17 protein-coding genes are annotated in these 17870 nt (G+C 62.1%); 4 read left to right on the top strand and 13 right to left on the bottom strand.

The features are described 5' to 3' along the window. The 6 genes from WA070_RS18720 to WA070_RS18695 all read right to left on the bottom strand — a co-directional run bounded on the left by WA070_RS18720 (position 1) and on the right by WA070_RS18695 (position 7546). The gene (locus WA070_RS18720) at positions 1-2796 is read right to left on the bottom strand and encodes a 2-oxoglutarate dehydrogenase E1 component (protein ID WP_422635405.1); all 2796 of its coding nucleotides are present in this window, start codon (positions 2794-2796) and stop codon (positions 1-3) included. A 91-nt stretch (positions 2797-2887) separates the two neighbouring features. Beyond that, on the bottom strand, positions 2888-3772 hold the full coding sequence (sucD, locus tag WA070_RS18715; RefSeq protein ID WP_119745596.1) for a succinate--CoA ligase subunit alpha: 885 nt from the start codon (positions 3770-3772) through the stop codon (positions 2888-2890). Positions 3773-3868: 96 nt separating this feature from the next. Then, positions 3869-4831, bottom strand: coding sequence for a malate dehydrogenase (gene mdh, locus WA070_RS18710; protein WP_422635404.1), 963 nt, complete (start codon positions 4829-4831; stop codon positions 3869-3871). A gap of 353 nt (positions 4832-5184) precedes the next feature. After that, on the bottom strand, positions 5185-6297 hold the full coding sequence (gene zapE / locus WA070_RS18705; protein ID WP_422635403.1) for a cell division protein ZapE: 1113 nt from the start codon (positions 6295-6297) through the stop codon (positions 5185-5187). Further along, a complete protein-coding gene (locus WA070_RS18700) occupies positions 6294-6752 on the bottom strand; it encodes a PaaI family thioesterase (protein ID WP_422635402.1) in 459 nt (152 codons plus the stop codon). The genes zapE and WA070_RS18700 overlap by 4 nt, the downstream gene beginning before the upstream one ends. 5 nt (positions 6753-6757) lie before the next feature. Next, the gene (locus WA070_RS18695) at positions 6758-7546 is read right to left on the bottom strand and encodes a succinate dehydrogenase iron-sulfur subunit (RefSeq protein ID WP_422635401.1); all 789 of its coding nucleotides are present in this window, start codon (positions 7544-7546) and stop codon (positions 6758-6760) included. 200 nt (positions 7547-7746) lie between these two features. Here WA070_RS18695 and WA070_RS18690 point away from each other — a divergent pair, with 200 nt between their 5' ends. Genes WA070_RS18690 through WA070_RS18680 form a run of 3 tightly spaced genes read left to right on the top strand, consistent with a single transcriptional unit; the run spans position 7747 to position 10354 of the window. Beyond that, positions 7747-8823 (top strand): glycosyl transferase, encoded by a 1077-nt coding sequence (locus tag WA070_RS18690; protein ID WP_422635400.1) that lies wholly within the window; start codon positions 7747-7749, stop codon positions 8821-8823. Beyond that, on the top strand, positions 8820-9917 hold the full coding sequence (locus WA070_RS18685) for a CDP-alcohol phosphatidyltransferase family protein (RefSeq protein WP_422635399.1): 1098 nt from the start codon (positions 8820-8822) through the stop codon (positions 9915-9917). The genes WA070_RS18690 and WA070_RS18685 overlap by 4 nt, the downstream gene beginning before the upstream one ends. Further along, positions 9914-10354 carry an HIT family protein gene (locus WA070_RS18680; protein WP_422635398.1) on the top strand — a complete coding sequence of 147 codons (441 nt, stop codon included), beginning with the start codon at positions 9914-9916 and terminating at the stop codon, positions 10352-10354. The genes WA070_RS18685 and WA070_RS18680 overlap by 4 nt, the downstream gene beginning before the upstream one ends. Positions 10355-10361: 7 nt before the next feature. Here WA070_RS18680 and WA070_RS18675 read toward each other — a convergent pair whose 3' ends face one another. Together WA070_RS18675 and WA070_RS18670 are read right to left on the bottom strand one after the other, a co-directional pair. Continuing rightward, complete coding sequence (locus tag WA070_RS18675) at positions 10362-10883, bottom strand: hypothetical protein (RefSeq protein WP_422635397.1); 522 nt, start codon at positions 10881-10883, stop codon at positions 10362-10364. Between the two features lie 597 nt (positions 10884-11480). Then, complete coding sequence (locus WA070_RS18670) at positions 11481-12248, bottom strand: sugar phosphate nucleotidyltransferase (protein ID WP_422635396.1); 768 nt, start codon at positions 12246-12248, stop codon at positions 11481-11483. Positions 12249-12463: 215 nt separating this feature from the next. Here WA070_RS18670 and WA070_RS18665 point away from each other — a divergent pair, with 215 nt between their 5' ends. After that, complete coding sequence (locus WA070_RS18665) at positions 12464-13771, top strand: lipopolysaccharide biosynthesis protein (RefSeq protein ID WP_422635395.1); 1308 nt, start codon at positions 12464-12466, stop codon at positions 13769-13771. 143 nt (positions 13772-13914) lie between these two features. Here the strand turns inward: WA070_RS18665 and rpsI are convergent, their stop codons facing one another. The 5 genes from rpsI to WA070_RS18640 form a co-directional block, all read right to left on the bottom strand. Then, a complete protein-coding gene (rpsI, locus tag WA070_RS18660; protein WP_422635394.1) occupies positions 13915-14490 on the bottom strand; it encodes a 30S ribosomal protein S9 in 576 nt (191 codons plus the stop codon). Next, positions 14490-14969 carry a 50S ribosomal protein L13 gene (rplM, locus tag WA070_RS18655; protein ID WP_422635393.1) on the bottom strand — a complete coding sequence of 160 codons (480 nt, stop codon included), beginning with the start codon at positions 14967-14969 and terminating at the stop codon, positions 14490-14492. Before rplM ends, rpsI begins: the two co-directional genes overlap by 1 nt. 162 nt (positions 14970-15131) lie before the next feature. Further along, positions 15132-16169, bottom strand: coding sequence for a COX15/CtaA family protein (locus WA070_RS18650; RefSeq protein WP_422635392.1), 1038 nt, complete (start codon positions 16167-16169; stop codon positions 15132-15134). A 70-nt stretch (positions 16170-16239) separates the two neighbouring features. Next, on the bottom strand, positions 16240-16872 hold the full coding sequence (locus WA070_RS18645) for a 2-dehydro-3-deoxy-6-phosphogalactonate aldolase (RefSeq protein WP_422635391.1): 633 nt from the start codon (positions 16870-16872) through the stop codon (positions 16240-16242). Beyond that, complete coding sequence (locus tag WA070_RS18640) at positions 16869-17771, bottom strand: 2-dehydro-3-deoxygalactonokinase (RefSeq protein ID WP_422635390.1); 903 nt, start codon at positions 17769-17771, stop codon at positions 16869-16871. The genes WA070_RS18645 and WA070_RS18640 overlap by 4 nt, the downstream gene beginning before the upstream one ends. Positions 17772-17870 lie beyond the last annotated feature (99 nt).

Here is a 17870-nt window from a genome sequence, read left to right as displayed (position 1 = left end):
TCAGCCTTTCTTCTGGCGACGGATTTCTTCACGGACGCTGTGACCCAGCGCATCGGCAACGAGAGCACCCTGTTCGGCGACGTGCCGCTTGGCAAGGCCGGTGGCGGGCGACGCCGATGCCTTGCGGCCAGCATAGCGGGCACGCATGGGCGACCGGCCGGCATCCGCCAGTGCTTCCTCGATATAGGGTTCGACATGGAACCACGCGCCATTGTTGCGCGGCTCTTCCTGGCACCAGATCACTTCTTCCAGCTTGGGCATTTTTTCCAGACGTGCGGTCAAAGCCTCTGTCGGGAAAGGATAAAGCTGCTCGATCCGTATGATCTGGGTGTGCTTGTCGCCAGCAGCGTCGCGTGCCTCGATCAGGTCGTAGGACACTTTGCCCGAACACAGAACCACGCGCCTGGTATCCGCGTCCGCCGCCGGGTTGGTGTCGGACAGGATGCGCTGGAAATGCGTATTGCCCTGAAAATCCTCGGCCTTGCTCACCGCCAGCTTGTGCCGCAGCAGCGACTTGGGCGTCATGATGATCAACGGCTTGCGGAACGGGCGCAGCATCTGGCGACGCAGGACGTGGAAGTAATTGGCCGGGGTCGTGATGTTGGCGACCTGAATATTCCCTTCCGCACATAGTTGCAGGAACCGTTCCAGACGCGCCGAACTATGCTCTGGTCCCTGCCCTTCATAGCCATGCGGCAACAGGCAAACGAGGCCGTTGGAGCGCAGCCACTTCGTCTCCGACGACGCAATATACTGATCGAAGATGATCTGCGCGCCGTTGGCGAAATCGCCAAACTGCGCTTCCCACAGCACCAGCGACTTGGGGTCGGCCAGTGCATAGCCATATTCAAAGCCCAGCACGCCATATTCCGACAGCGGGCTGTCCAGCACGTCGAACCGGCCATGTGGCACGGTGGCGAGCGGGATATATTTCTGCTCGCTATTCTGATCGACCCAGACCGAATGCCGCTGACTGAACGTGCCGCGACCCGAATCCTGCCCCGACAGACGCACGCCATAGCCTTCCGACAACAGCGATCCGAACGCCAGCGCTTCGCCGGTCGCCCAGTCGAAATTCGCGCCGCTTTTGAACATCTCCGCCTTGGCATCCAGCACGCGCTGCAACGTCTTGTGGACGACATGGCCCTGCGGAACCGTGGTCAACGTCTTGCCCAGGCTGTCGAACAGCTTGGGCGTGATCGCCGACTCCACGCTCTGGCGACCCGTTTCGGCATCGGCGGGCTTGTGCAGGCCCGACCAGCGACCAGCGAACCAGTCGGCCTTGTTGGCCTTGTAGCTTTTGGACGCTTCGAACTCGTCTTCCAGATGGCTGACGAAATCGCTCGTCACCTGTCCCGCATAGGCGTCGTCGATGACGCCTTCGGCCTTCAGCCGCGCGGAATAGATGTCGCTGACCGGCGGATGCTGGCGGATTTTCGCGTACATCTGCGGCTGGGTGAAGGACGGTTCGTCGCCTTCGTTATGACCGAAGCGGCGATAGCACCACATGTCGATCACGATGTCACGGTGGAAGGTCTGGCGATATTCGATCGCCAGCTTGCATGCGAAAGTCACTGCCTCAGGATCGTCGCCATTGACGTGCAGGATCGGCGCCTGAACGCCCTTGGCCACATCGCTGGGATAGGGCGATCCGCGCGAAAATTGCGGGCTGGTCGTGAAACCGATCTGGTTGTTGACGATGAAGTGGATGCAGCCGCCGGTATTGTAACCCTTGACGCCGGAAAAGCCGAGGCATTCCCAAACGATGCCCTGCCCGGCGAACGCCGCGTCGCCGTGGATCAGCACGGGCAGAACCTGCTCATGCTTGCTCAGGTCGTCGCGGAACGTCTGCTGCGCGCGCACCTTGCCCAGCACCACCGGATCGACGGTTTCCAGATGCGACGGATTGGGGACGAGCGACATATGCACCTTGATGCCGTCGAACTCGCGGTCGGTGGACGTGCCCAGATGATATTTCACGTCGCCCGAACCGCCGACATCTTCCGGGTTGGCAGTGCCGCCGGAAAATTCGTGGAAGATGACGCGGAAGCCCTTCGCCAGCACGTTGGCCAGCACGTTCAGGCGGCCACGATGGGCCATGCCATAGACGATTTCGCGCACGCCCTGCGCGCCGCCATATTTGATGATCGCTTCGAGCGCGGGAATCATCGATTCGCCGCCGTCCAGACCGAAACGCTTGGTGCCTACATATTTGCGGCCCAGGAATTTCTCATATTGCTCGCCCTGGATGACCTTGGACAGGATGGCCTTCTTGCCCTCAGGCGTGAAGATGATTTCCTTGTCCTTGCCTTCCAGCCGTTCCTGCAGGAAACGGCGTTCCTCCACGTCGGCGATGTGCATATATTCCAGGCCGACATTGCCGCAATAATTGGCCCGCAGGATCGCGACGATCTCCGCCACGGTCGCATATTGCAGGCCCAGCGTACCGCCCAGGAACACCTTCTTGTCGAGCGACGTCAGCCCGTGATATTCCGGCGTCAGGTCGGCGGGCAGGTCGAGACGGTTCAGCCCCAGTGGATCGAGATTGGCGGCAAGATGGCCGCGCACGCGATAGGTGCGGATCAGCATCTGCGCGCGGATCGCGTCTTCGGCGGCCTGCGCGATGTCGGCGTCCGACACGGCCTTGCCCTGTGCCTTGGCCGCGCTCTTGACGGCGACCTGCATCTGCGTGGGGTCCAATGCCCCGGTCAGATCGTCGGTGTCCGTCAGCGGCCAGTTGGGCCTGGCCCAGCTTGGACCTTGCTCGATTTCGAAGTCCTGGTTCTCGTAACCCATGTCTCTTGTCCCATCCCAGCCGCGTGCAGTCGCGGAACGGGGGTAGCAAGCGGCCGGGGTGCAGCCCGACCGCTTCATATACAGGCCTGATTTAGCCCTTCAACACTTCCAGCAGGGTCGTGCCAAGCTCCGATGGGCTGGCCGCGACCTTGATCCCGGCCGCTTCCATCGCCGCGATCTTGCTTTCCGCGTCGCCTTTTCCGCCCGACACGATCGCACCGGCATGGCCCATGCGACGACCCGGAGGGGCCGTGCGACCGGCGATGAAGCCAGCCATCGGCTTCTTGCGGCCGCGCTTGGCTTCGTCGATCAGGAACTGCGCCGCCTGTTCTTCCGCGTCGCCGCCGATTTCACCGATCATGATGATGGATTCGGTTGCGTCGTCGGCCAGGAACAGTTCCAGCACGTCGATGAAGTTGGTGCCGTTGACCGGATCGCCGCCGATGCCGACGGCCGTGGTCTGGCCCAGGCCAGCATTCGACGTCTGGAACACCGCTTCATAGGTCAGCGTGCCGGAGCGCGACACGACGCCGACGCTGCCCGCCTTGAAAATGCTGCCGGGCATGATGCCGATCTTGCATTCATTGGGGGTCAGCACGCCGGGGCAGTTCGGGCCGATCAGGCGCGACTTGCTGCCTGACAGCGCCCGCTTGACGCGGACCATGTCGAGAACGGGGATGCCTTCGGTGATGCAGATGATCAGCGGGATTTCCGCGTCGATCGCTTCCAGGATCGAATCCGCCGCAAATGGTGGCGGCACATAGACGACCGAAGCATCTGCACCGGTCTTGGTCTTGGCTTCCAGCACGGTGTCGAACATGGGCAGGCCGATATGGGTCGAACCACCCTTGCCCGGCGTCACGCCGGCAACCATCTGCGTGCCATAAGCGAGCGCCTGCTCAGTGTGAAAGGTGCCGGTCGCGCCGGTCATACCCTGCGTGATGACCTTGGTATTCTTGTTCACCAGAATGGACATGAATGCCCCTTTTTTCCTGCGGACGTGGCAGTTGATAAAAAGCGTTCCGCTCCAGGCTGCGCACTTACCTGGAGCGGAACGGTGCAGCTTTTATATTCAGGCGAGGCTGGGGTCGATGCCCTTGCACGCTTCCAGCAATTCCTTGACCGCGTCGACCGACACGGTGAGGTTCGCCTTGGCTTCCTCGTTCAGTTCGATTTCGATGACCTGTTCCACGCCATCCTTGCCGATGATGACAGGCACGCCGACATAGAGATTGTCGATGCCATATTGGCCGGTCAGGTTGGCAGCGCAGGGCAGCAGGCGCTTCTTGTCGCCCAGATAGGCTTCGGCCATCGCGATCGCGCTGGTTGCGGGCGCATAGAAAGCCGAACCGGTCTTGAGCAGCGCGACGATTTCACCGCCGCCCGAACGGGTGCGCTGCACGATGGCGTCGATGCGCTCCTGCGTCGAACGGCCCTGCTTGATGAGGTCGGGAATGGGGATGCCAGCGACGGTCGAATATTCGATGACCGGGACCATCGTATCGCCATGGCCGCCGAGCACGAAGCTGGTGACGTCCTTGGCCGACACGTTGAATTCTTCCGCCAGGAAATGGTTGAAGCGCGAACTGTCCAGTACGCCCGCCATGCCAACGACCTTGTTATGGGGCAGGCCAGAAAATTCGCGCAGCGCCCATACCATCGCGTCGAGCGGGTTAGTGATGCAGATGACGAAAGCGTCGGGCGCGTTGGCGGCGATGCCCTCGCCCACGGCCTTCATGACTTTCAGGTTGATGCCCAGCAGATCGTCGCGGCTCATGCCCGGCTTGCGCGCAACGCCAGCGGTGACGATGATCACGTCCGCGCCGGCAATGTCGGCATAGTCGTTGGATCCGGTGATCTTCGCATCGAAACCCTCGACCGAAGCGCATTGCGACAGATCGAGCGCCTTGCCCTGCGGCACGCCCTCAGCCACGTCGAACATCACGATGTCGCCAAGCCCTTTCAGGGCCGCCAGATGGGCAAGCGTTCCACCGATATTGCCAGCGCCGATCAGCGCGATCTTGTTACGGGCCATATGCGTGTCATCCTCCAAGGCATTAATTCTGGAATTGCAGGTTCGCCTACGCCGTTCGGACGGGGGTTTCAACCTGTGACTGGCAATATCGCCAATTTATCTTTGCAAATCATTCGCAATTGCATTATGGCCGATTCATGCCCTGTCGCTCCTGGCTCTTACCCTGGCCAGCGAGCCTTCCCTGCAGAGCAATCCTGCCGGGTGCTGTCTTTCGCGATGGCACCCGGCCTCTTTCCCAGCATAAGATTGCGTCCTGATGAATGGCATACGCGCCATCGGACGGGTGGATTCCATGCAGCGGTGAGTAGAGGAAAAAGGCCGTGTTCCCGCACAGGCGGGAACAGGCCGCATTTCTATTTCGGCCCGTGTCCCAGCGCCAGATATTCGTCCGACTGCATTTCCATCAGCCGCGACACGGTTCGCTCGAACTCAAACGCGCCGTCGCCCTGCGGATAAAGTTGCGTCGGTTCGGCGTCTGCGGACACCAGCAGCTTGACCTTATATTCGTACAGGGAATCGATCAGCGTCACGAAACGTGCGGCTTCGTTGCGGTTCTCCGGCCCCAGCACCGGGATGCCCACAAGGATGACCGTATGATATTTGCGCGCGATCGCCAGATAGTCCGGTGCGCCGCGCGCCTCCGCACATAGCCGTTTGAACGAAAAGACCGCAACGCCCTTCAGGCTTTTTGGCACATGCAGCGTGCGGCCGCCCTGCACGGCGATATCCTCCGACGGCACATTGGCGCGATCGGACGGCGGATAGTCGGTCAGGCGAAAGAAGGCCGTGCTCAGCGCGTCGGTCGCCGCCTGCCCGTTGGGGCAATGCCACAGGGTCGCGTCACCCAGACGGTCGCGCCGATAATCGACCGGCCCGTTCAGCGTCATCACGTCCAGCTTGTCCTTGATCAACGTGATGAAGGGCATGAAAAGCTGGCGGTTGAGGCCGTCCTTGTACAATTCGTCGGGTTCGCGGTTCGACGTGGTGACGATCGTCACCCGCTTTTCCAGCAGGCCCGTGAACAGTCGCGACATGATCGCCGCGTCGGCCATATTGTTGACGACCATCTCGTCAAAGCACAGCAGCCGCGCTTCCTCGGCCAGCGAGTCGACTACCGGCGGGATGGGATCGCCGCTTTCGGATTTGCGCGCTTCGGCCAGGCGCGCATGGACGTCCAGCATGAATTCATGGAAGTGCGCCCGCTTCTTACGCGTGACATGCACGGTATCGTAAAACAGATCCATCAACATGGATTTTCCGCGCCCGACGCCGCCCCACATATACAGGCCGCGGGGCGGTTCAGGCTGTTTGCGCAGCAGCTTCCACAGGGTCGATCCGCGTGCCGGGGTTGCTTCCAGTTCGCGTTGCAGCGCATCGAGCCGAACCGCGCCCGCTTCCTGATCCGGGTCGGCGCGCAGTTCGCCAGCGGCGACCAGTGCCTTGTATCGCGCCAGCACGGTGGTCACTGTGCGACCGACACCTTGCGGACCGTCGCGGTGGAGGCCGCGATGCTCTCGCCCTCCTGCGTCAGCAGCATCCGCATGAACATCAGCCGCCCTGTCTCGCGCAGCAACTCCACCTGCGCAATCAGGTCCGGCCCGACCCGGCCCGACCCCAGATATTGCATCGACAGGTCGATCGTCACGCCTTTGACCTGCGCGGTGTGGCCCATGATCCACAGGCCGCCGAAATAGGCATGATCGGCAAAGGCGGCCAGGAAGCCGCCATGCAGCGTATCGAGACGATTGCGATGACTAAAGCGCGTTTCCAGAGCGACCTGTGCGCGACCGGGCGCTTCGCACCGCATATAGCCCGTGCCGATCGCCTGCAAAAACGTGTCGGGCGTGGGGTCCGACCAGCGCACCCACCCCGCCCAACGCCCTTCCGTCAGCGGCGATCCACCTGCAACACCATCACTCACGCCGATCAGAGCTGCCGCTCGACCATCATCTTCTTGGTTTCCGCGATCGCCTTGGCCGGGGACAAACCCTTGGGGCAGACGTTCGCGCAATTCATGATGGTGTGGCAGCGATAGAGGCGGAAGGGATCTTCCAGCTCATCCAGCCGGTCGCCGGTAAATTCATCGCGGCTGTCCGCCAGCCAGCGATAGGCCTGCAACAGGATCGCGGGTCCAAGGAACTTGTCGCTGTTCCACCAATAGGAAGGGCAGCTGGTCGAGCAGCAGGCGCACAGGATGCACTCGTACAGCCCGTCCAGCTTCTCGCGATCCGCAGGCGACTGGAGCCGTTCCTTGCCCGATGGCGGGGGCGACACGGTCTTCAGCCAGGGCTGGATCGAATTATACTGCGCGTAGAAATGGGTGAAATCAGGCACCAGATCCTTGATCACGTCCATGTGCGGCAGGGGCGTGATGCGCACATCCTTGCCCGCGCACTCGTCGATCGCGGTGGTGCAGGCCAGACCATTCTTGCCGTTCATGTTCATCGAACAGCTACCACAAATGCCTTCGCGGCATGACCGGCGGAAAGTCAGCGTGGGGTCATATTCATTCTTGATCTTGAGCAGCGCGTCCAGAACCATCGGACCGCAGCTGTCGAGGTCGATCTCGAACGTGTCGTAACGTGGATTTTGACCCGATTCGGGATCGTAGCGGTACACCTTGAAGCTGCGCACGTTGGTCGCACCTGCAGGCGCAGGGTGGTTCACACCCTTGCCACTGATCTTGCTGTTCTTGGGCAACGCAAATTCGGCCATCGCTCGTCGAGCCTCTCGGGATGATGTCTGCAGGTTTGGGGTCCGCATAACAAAATATCTGCAAAGGTCCAGCGTCTAGACAATGTTTCTGCCCTTGCCGCCACCGCTGCAACCGGTTTCGCCGGGCAGGAACGCCATCGGGCACTTGCTTGCGCCGCCATCCGCGCTAGGTCAGCGGGAAGCCTGCTAGGGACGCGCCATTGCCGATCGACATCGCCTTTCTTGCCATTGCCGAAGCGCAGCAGCTCTATCACTGGCTGCCTGCCGCACTGGAACTGGCGCGCCGCCCGGACGTACGGGTCAGCATTCTTTCCCCATCTGACCGAATTTTGGATCTGGTCACCAGCTACGATCCTGATCTGCGCCTGCGCATCGTCCGACTGACGCGCCCGCCCGGTCGCAGCGACTCGCTTTTTCATCAACCCTCGCGCCTTGCGACGCTGTTGCTGAACTATCGTACCATCGCGCATTTTCCCATTTTGGTTACCACGGAAATATCCAGTGCGTGGTTGCGCCGCGTGCCCGGCTTTTCGTCTGGCCTGATCCTGATCAAACATGGCGCGGGCGACCGTGAGGGCGGGTATAAGAAGCGCCATGCCGCGTTCGACCTGACCCTGGTCGCAGGGGACAAGGACCGCCGCCGCCTGATCGACCGTGGCCTGTGCGCGCCGCAAGCCGTCGCGGTGGGCGGCTATGCCAAGTTCGAACTGAAAGCGCCCCCACTACGCGTCTTTGCCAATGATGATCCGGTCCTGCTCTATAATCCGCATTTCGACCGGAACCTGTCGTCGTGGGTCCGCCATGGACCCGCCATGCTGGCCGCGCTGGAATCGCTGCGCGGGTGGAATGTCATCATCGCACCGCACACCAAATTGGCCCGCAATGTCGCCCCGATCGTCAGCGCCGCTCCCCATATCCGCGTGGACATGGGCAGTCGGCACTCCATCGACATGAGCTATACCACGAGCGCCGACGTCTATCTGGGCGATGTGTCCAGCCAGGTGTATGAATTTCTCGTCCAGCCGCGCCCCTGCATCTTCCTGAACCTCGATGGACGTGCATATGCGCAGGACGACGCCTTTGCGCACTGGAAACTCGGGCAGGTGACAGATGACGCCGCTGCCCTGCCGGCCGCCCTGGCGCGCGCCTTCGACTTGCAACCCGGCTTCGTTGCTGCTCAGGAAGCGGCCATGCAGGATTCGATCGATCACTCCCCGGTCCCCGCCTCTGTGCGGCAGGCCGACATCATCCTAGATTTCGCTGGGCAATCGTCATGACCAACATCCTCTCCACCTCCCTTGGCCCGGTCATCCTGATCGGCGACAACAGGACCCCCATCTGGGGCATATCCAACGCCGAACGATGCCGCCGCATGGCTGAAAGTTCAGCCAAGGCCGGCAGCACACTAGCCCCTGACCATGCCCTGCTCTTCAATCTGGCCTATGTGTTCGACCCGCTGCTGTTGCGGCTGGTGCTGGAAACGCCCGGCACGCTGTTCGTGTGGGGCCGCACGCCGATCGTCGGGCATATCCCCCAGCACAGCGATCCGCTGACCGCCGCCACCGTCATCGACCTGTCGGACGGGCGCAAACTCTACAACCGCCAGTTGCGCAAGCTGGAACAGCCGATGGTCCGCGAACTCACGCCTGCGACCCGGCGAGAGATAGAACGGCGCAGCTATTTCGGGGCGTATAAGGGCGTCACCGACCTGCTCACCAAATATCTGTGGCCCGAACTGGCGCTGGTGCTGACGCGGATCGCGGCGCAGTTGCGCATGACGCCCAACATGGTGTCGGTGATCGGCGTGACCCTGTGCTTGATCGCGACATTCCTGTTTGCCGAAGGGATGTACTGGACCGGATTCCTGTGCGGCTTCATCTTCATGGTGCTGGACACGGTGGACGGAAAGCTGGCCCGCTGCACCATCACATCGTCCAAATGGGGCAATGTGATCGACCATGGCGTCGATCTGGTCCACCCGCCCTTCTGGTGGTATTTCTGGGGCACCGGGCTGGCCGCATGGGGGCTGTCGCTCTCGGGGCAGGCCTTCACGCTGGTCATGGCGGCGGTCATCGCAGGCTATGTGCTGCAACGGTTGATCGAGGGGATGTTCCTGAAAGATTTCGGCATGGACATCCACGTCTGGCGCCCCTTCGACAGCCAGTTCCGGCTGATCACCGCACGGCGCAATCCCAATATGGTCATCCTGTTCGTCGCGCTGCTCTTCGGGCGGCCCGACATCGGGCTGGTCGCGCTGGCATGGTGGACGGTGATTTCGCTGGTCGTCCATGCGGTGCGGCTGGCGCAGGCCTACGCAGTCAAGCGATCGGGTCGTCCGATCGTCAGCTGGATGGATGAGGCAACGGCATGAACGCGACGATGAAAAAGTTCGGCTGGCCCGACAGCCTGATCGCGGACTATGACTATTGGGTCGTCCTGCTGCGCCCGGCCCAGCCGACGCTGGGATCGCTGGTGCTGGCGGCCAAGAGCGGCGCGACCGCGTTCGGCGATCTGGACGGCGCGGCCCATGCCGAACTCAAGGCGGTGACGGCGGCGATCGAAGCGGCGCTGACGCAAGCCGTGGGCTATGCCAAGATCAACTATCTGATGCTGATGATGGTCGACCCCCACGTCCATTTCCACGTCATCCCCCGCTATGAAGGCACGCGCAGCGGCGGTGGTTTGACCGTGACGGATGCCGGATGGCCGGGTCAACCGGACCTGAACGCCGCAGTCAAAGTCGCGAGTGAAGACCAGACATGTTTGCGCGATTGGGTGAATGGTTGTTTCGGTACTGTAATGAATTGAGTGACGCTTATTTCCCGGCTCGCTTTCCAGCAGGACAAGCGGCCTGCAATAACTCGGGCCTCATGGCGGCAAGGGTTTGGTTGAACATAGCGGCATATCGTGTAGCGGCATCTGCGCATTGCCATTCTATGGTCAGAAAGGATGCCCGAGAGATGGATTCAGGCAGTCGTCTGAAAATGAGGCTATCGTTTACCGCCTCAAACGTCGGTACGCAATCTTTGACCCCTGGCACCGTCTGCCGAAAAATAACGCCATAAGAACCGGCCGTGTAAAATCGAGGCTGCGGTGACTTAACGGCAATCTTGGCTTCCTTGACGCCATCTTTTTGCGCGTAAGCGGCAATACAGATTTTTGCGCTTTTTAGATTTTTGAGAATAGCATTTTGGACAGTCGGTGATTGCTGATCGAACCGATATTTTTCATCCTCCGTCATCAAGGCTGCTTCGCGCAGTGGACGCCCGTGGCCTGATGGGGACAACCCCAACGCAACTGACGTTATAATAATCGAGACCATCAGGCTGGATTTCATCAGGCCTCTCCCAAAGATGCGTTTGCAAACATACGCTGTTGCGCGGGATCGTCCAACTCTGGGCGCTTTCCATCGCTCTTCCTCATCGTCATCCCGGGCTTGACCCGGGATCCCGCTTTTCTACCGCGTGACAAGAAGAGAGATCCCAGCCTTAGCTGGGATGACGAGGATAAGCGACAAAAGCTGGTCGCGTCCGCATCCTCCCCTGCAAGGGGAGGTGGATGGTCGCAAGGTCAGACGGAGGGGTGTAGCCTTCTCGATAGGGTGACACCCCTCCGTCAGCACTGCGTGCTGCCACCTCCCCTTGCAGGGGAGGATTTAACGCCGACCGCTTATGCCAGCAGCTTCCAATGTAGGATTTCTTCTGATCTATCCTCATGGATGCAGCACCTGACGCCACCCTACGACCGGCCAACGCAGCCCGACGCATCGCCGTTACGTCGATGGCGCGTCGATGGCGCGTCTGGCGCGCGGGGATGTGACCCGATCGGTGCGTCGTTGTCCCCTCAACGGCGCTTGGTTGTCGCTTCACGGACGAAAACGGCGCGAAAAGTCGCACGACATCGTGAACTTCGGCTTGGCGCGTGGGCGGGCGGCTTATGCGCCGTATCGCCCCTCTTCCACCCACTTGGCGGTCAATGCCATGGCGTCCTCGACATCCTGTGGGAAATCGACTTCCTGCCACTCCATCCCTTCGATCGACACGGTGCCGACGCGGTTGCCCTTGGCGATGATGTCGATGGCGCGCAGATACCAGCGCTCGACGCCTTCGGGCGTGCGCATCATCTGTTCGACCTGGCTGCGGAAAATCGCCGGGCCTTCGCCGGTGAAAGCCAGCATGCCGATGGATTCGGCATTGGTGTCGGGGGGCAGCAGGCGCTTGCCGATATGGTGCAGGCGGCCGCTGTCATCGCGGTTCACCTTCATATCATCATCGTCATAATCGCCCGGCTTTACATCGACCGTGACCGTCACGGCATCCTGCGCGCCCGCGATCAGTTTTGCCACGATCCCATCTGACACGATGGTGTCGCCATTCAGGATGATGAAGTCGCGGTCCATCTCTTCCCGCACGATCCAGCAGGTGCCAAGATTGTCGGCGACCTGAAAGAAGGGGTTGAAGACCGTGCGGATGCGGGCGCCGGTTTCGCGATAGAGTTGCAGCGCATGATCCTCGACCCGTTCGGTGCGGAATCCCGTGACGACCACGATGTCAGTCACGCCATTGGCGACCAGCGCCGCGACCTGCCAGCTTATGAGGGTGCGGCCGTTCAGTTCGATCATGCATTTGGGCACGTCGCGGGTCAGTGGCAACAGGCGGGAACCCTGACCTGCGGACAGGATGATGGCTTTGGTGATGGTCATGAGAGGGGCTTTAGAGCGATTTCAAGTCAGATGGAACATCTGACGGCTCGGAAATCGCGCCGGACAAACGCGGAATTTGGCCGAAAAAAGGCGGCTTCAAGTCAGCGTTCGCAGCGCCTAAGGCAGAGCGCGATATATCCGTCCGTTCGTTTCGAGCGAAGTCGAGAAACCAACGGGCGTAAATGGCATGTCTCACGACGGGTTGAAGGACTAGGATGAAGTTCAAACGCAAACCCGGCGCAGCGCAGGACGGGTTTTCCCGCATACTGGCCAATACCGGATGGTTGCTGGGGGGCAAGGGTGTGGGCGCGCTCCTGTCCATCGCCTATCTCGCCATCGTCACCCGGACGCTGGGCGTGGCCGATTTCGGGCGGTTCGCACTGGTGCTGAGCGCCGCGACGGTCATCAAGACGGTGGTCAGTTTCGATAGCTGGCAGATTATCGTGCGCTATGGCCAGATGCATCTGGCCCGCGACGATGGCGATGCGCTCAACCGCGTGCTGCGTTTTTGCATCCTGATCGACCTGGCTTCAGCGGTTGCAGGGGGCGTGGTGGCGGCCGCCATCATTCTGCTCCTTGGCGACCTGCTCGCCCTGCCGCCGGGAATGGGGTTGCAGGCGTGGCTATTCTGCATGGTGATGATGATTACCATCCGGTCCAGCCCGACCGGCATATTACGCCTGTTCGATCGGTTCGATTCGGCCGCCTTTGCCGAAACGATGATCCCGGTCGGCCGGATGATCGGGGCGCTTATGGCGCTGGCGCTGATGCCGACGATCACCGGCTATCTGATCGCCTGGGGCGCGGCGGAACTGCTGTGCGCGGTGGCTTACTGGTGGCTGGCATTGCGGGTGGGGCGGGACCGGATCGGGCGCTGGCGGGCGGGTCGGGCATGGGATGCGCGTGCTGAAAATCCGGGCATCGTCGGCTTCCTGACCGCTACCAACCTGCAAACCACGCTGTCGTCGGTGGGGCAGCAGGTCGCGGTGCTGATCGTGGGCCTGTTCGTTGGGCCGACCGGTGCGGGTCTCTATCGCCTCGCCAACCAGTTGGCCAACTCGCTGACCAAGATTTCCGGGCTGCTCTCGCGCAGCATCTTTGTCGAACTGTCGCGCAGCCATGCGCAGGGGACGGAGGCGCTGGGCCTGTTGTTCCGACGCACCAACCGACTGGCGCTGATCGCCGGTGCGGTCATCATCGCGCTGATCGTGACGATCGGGCGGCCGTTGCTTGGGTTCATCGCCGGGCCGGAATTTCTGCCGGGCTATCCGCTGCTGCTGCTGCTGGGCGTGTCGGCGTGCATCGAACTGATCGGGGTCAGCTATCGCCCGCTGTTGATGGCGACTGACCGGGCGGGACTGTCGTTGCGCATTACCTTTGCCTCGACCTTGTTGCTGCTGGGATTACAGGCAGCGCTCTTGCCGCTGTACGGGACGGTCGGAGCGGCGGCGGCGAACATCGTCGCATCGATCGCTGGCGTTGCGATGATGGGGGTGGCCAGTCGGCGAGCGGTGACGGGGTGAGTTCGGATGGATTGTTTCCGTGAAAGGGGGACACCCCTCCGGCTGGCCTTCGGCCATCCACCTCCCCTTCAAACTGGAGGATCTTTACGCAATAAAAAAGGGCCGGTTGCCCGGCCCTTTTCAAATTCTCTGTAACGAAGCTGTTAGCGCTTCGAGAACTGGAAGCTCTTGCGGGCCTTCGCCTTGCCGTACTTCTTACGTTCGACGACGCGGCTGTCGCGGGTCAGGAAGCCTTCGGCCTTGACCGTGCTGCGCAGCGCAGGTTCGTACTTGGTCAGCGCCTGGGCGATGCCATGCTTGACCGCGCCGGCCTGACCCGAAAGGCCACCGCCCTTGACGGTGCAGATCACGTCATACTGACCGACACGCTCGGTCACGCCGAACGGCTGGTTGATGACCAGACGCAGGGTAGGACGGGCGAAATAGGTTTCCTGATCGCGACCGTTGACAGTGATCTTGCCGGAACCGGGCTTGACCCAGACGCGAGCGACGGCGTCCTTACGACGGCCCGTGGCGTAGGCACGACCCTGAGCGTCGATTTCCTGCTCACGCAGCGGCATGGTGGATACCGGAGGCGCGACAGGCGCGGCGGGCGCTTCTGCTTCGGTCGAAACGGCGGCGGGCGCAGCTTCGGCAGCGGCGGGCGCTGCAACCGGAGCGGCTGCGGCGTCGGCGGCGATCTGCGCGAGATCGGACAGGGACTGGCGGTTATCGGACATTATGCACCCACCTTGTTCTTGCGGTTGCGCGATGCGAAATCGAGCACTTCGGGGTTCTGGGCTTCATGCGGATGCTCGGCGCCGCCGAATACGCGCAGGTTGCGCATCTGCTGGCGACCCAGCGGACCACGGGGAATCATGCGCTCGATGGCCTTTTCAAGCACGCGCTCAGGGAAACGGCCTTCCAAAATCTTGGCAGGCGTGGTTTCCTTGATGCCACCGGCATAACCGGTATGCTTGTAATAGATCTTGTCGGTCAGCTTCTTGCCGGTGAACTTCACCTTGCCAGCGTTGATGATGATGACATTGTCACCACAATCGACGTGGGGAGTGAAGCTGGTCTTGTGCTTGCCGCGCAGGATGTTTGCGACGGTCGAAGCCAGACGGCCGACGACGAGACCTTCCGCGTCGATCAGCACCCATTTCTTTTCCACGTTCGCCGGGTTTGCCGACTTCGTGGTCTTCATCAGCGCCTTCATGGTGCCAATCTCCAGACAGAATTAAAGACCCGAACGCCCCTATGGATGTTCGGAAGTGGGGCGCTAATGACCGTAGGAGGGGCGCAAGTCAAGAGATTCGGCGGCTTTGCTGACGGGTAAAATGATACCCGCGTCGATTTGACGCTGGAAAACGCACCGAATCTATCGGCGCGCGCCCACTGCATGCGCGGCCCATGCGGCAGACGCGACGACCAACGCGCCAACCGCCTGATGCAGCACGGCGATCGGCAGGGCGATGCCGCTGATAACGGTCGCGATGCCCAGAGCGATTTGCGTGCCGACTGTCGCGTTGATGGCGATGGAGGGGCCGCGCTGGCCCGCGCGCCTGGCCTTTCGTGCGAGCAGGATGAGCGCCCCGGCCGCGACCCACGCCCACCAGCGGTGAATGAAGTGAACGAGATAGGGATCGCTGGAGACCGTCGCCCAGAGCGAACCGAGCCATTGAATACCCTGCGGCACCAGATGATCGTTCATCAACGGCCATGTGCTGGACACATATCCCGCGTCCAGCCCGGCGGTGAACGCGCCGAACATCAACTGCACGAACAGAAGCAGCAGCACGCCGATCGCCAGCGGACGAAGGCGTGCGGGCCGTGCGGAGGAATGGCGGGCGAGCGCGAACAGGTCGAGCGCAGTCCAGATCAGGCCGCCGATGATGAAGAGTGCGGTCAGCAGATGCACCGCCAGCCGATAATGGCTGACATCGGTGCGGACAGACAGGCCGGACTTGACCATCCACCAACCGATCGCCCCCTGCAATCCGCCCAGGGCAAGTAGCGCGACGAGGCGCAGGCCATAGCCCTGCGGGATCGCACGTTTCCAGGCGAACCAGATGAGCGGCAGCGCGAAGGCGACCCCGATCAACCGCCCGATCAGGCGATGCAGCCATTCCCAGAAGAAGATGAACTGGAAATCCGACAGGCTCATGCCCTGATTGATGGCCCGATATTCGGGGATCTGCTGGTAGCGGCGAAACGCCTCCATCCACTGCGCATGGGTCAGCGGGGGAATAGCGCCGGTGATCGGCTTCCACTGGGTAATCGACAGTCCCGATTCGGTCAGGCGCGTGATGCCGCCTACGACCACCATCAGGAAGACGAGGAATGCGACGGCCAACAGCCAGCGCGCGATGGCGCGGGGGGCTGGACGAGCGGAAGCGGAAAAGGCGGACTTGGTCATGCCCGGTCCATGCGCCGATGTTTACCGCCTTTCAAGAGGAGCGGCGCGGGCTGTGCGTGGACAAATCGCCCTAAGCCCGTGTCGCTTTCCATGCGGCGACCAGATCCCGTCCGCGTTGTCCAACGGTCGCCGCATCGTCGCCGGGGCGGTAGAGCGCGCCGCCGACGCCTATGCCTTCGCATCCAGCGCCCAGCCATTCCCCGACCGTGTCGGCGCCGGTGCCGCCTACGGCCCAGACGCCAACATGACGGGGCAGCACATCCTTGACCGCCTTGACATAAGCAGGGCCGAGGCGGGCGGCGGGGAAGAGTTTGATCCGGCGTGCGCCAGCCTCGATCGCGGCGAAGGCTTCGCTGGGAGTCATGAAGCCGGGCAGCAGGTCGAGACCGAGCGCCGCACCGCGCGCAATAACCGCCGGGTTGGTGTTGGGCGTCACCATGATGCGCCCGCCCACGCCATGCAGCGCCTCGACCGCCTCGATACTCAGCACCGTGCCGCCGCCGATAATCGCGCGGTCGCCGAACGCCTGTTGCATCGTGGCGATGCTGTCGAGCGGGTCGGGCGAGTTGAAAGGCACTTCGAGGATGCGGACGCCCGATTCGACCAGCGCGGCGGCAACGTCCAGCGCTTCATCCGGGCGGATACCGCGCAGGATTGCGGCGATCGGCGGTGCGCCATCGGCCAGCAGTTCGTCCATCGTCATGCCGCAATCTCTCCTGTAAATCCAAGGCCTGCGAGCGCGCAGGCGTCGCCGTCCAGCCGCCGCGCCGCGACACCCTGCGCATCAAGCGCACGGGCATAGCGATCGGCAAGGCCCGCATCGCCGACCAGAGTTACCCCATCCCCGCCACTCAGCAATGCGCGGGTTTCCACGATTTCGCCACCAATCAAAAGGCCCGACAGATAGCCCAGCGCCCAGTCGGCCGAACGCCCGGCGCGTAGTCGCATCGACCGGGCGGCGAAAAGTGACGTAAGCGGGCGGCCATCGCCCGCACGCGCCAATCCTTCGTCAAAGCCTGCCGACTCTTGGCCTGCGTCACCGGTCGCGTCCTTTGGCCCCAGCGTCGAGCGATCCCGCAGCAAAGCGAACAGTTCGCCGGTGGGTACGGTACGGAAGTTGACGATCCGCCCATCGTCCACCAGCGCCCATTTGCTGTGCGTGCCGGGCAAGATGATGAGATGACGCCCCCGCCCGAGTGCAGGGTCCAGTGCGATCGCGCCGAAAATCTGCGCCTCTTCGCCCCGCATCACGTCGGGAATGTCGTCGTCGCCGATGCAGGCCAGACCCGCCATGATGGCGAGCGGCGCGCCGTTCCAGTCGAAGCGCACCGCCGCCGATCGCCATATATCCCGATCAGCCGGGCAGGTCGCATAGGGCGCCTCCACCCATCCGTCGCGCGCACCGACCATGCCGCACAGGGCTATGTCCTGCGGTGGGCCGTCCGCCACCCAGGGAGCGATGGTCTGCGCGAAGGCCGCTTCGGCCTCTGACCCGACAGTACCGATTCCGGGTCCGACCCGCCGTGCGACAATGCAGTCATATTCGACCCGGAACAGGCGCAGGCGGCTCGTCCCCCAGTCGCCGATCACCCTATAAGGCATGAACATCTGTCCCTGTCTTCATACATGATGGCGCTCTTAACATCTCTTCAGGAGTTCTTGAACTTTTCATTTGTATGAGTATATCAGGGTCGCCAAGCG

Origin of the sequence: Sphingobium sp. (assembly GCF_049304695.1) — a bacterium.
Classification (GTDB): Bacteria; Pseudomonadota; Alphaproteobacteria; order Sphingomonadales; family Sphingomonadaceae; genus Sphingobium.
Note: the sequence above shows the minus strand (reverse complement) of the source record. Positions and strands in the feature narration are given on the sequence as shown.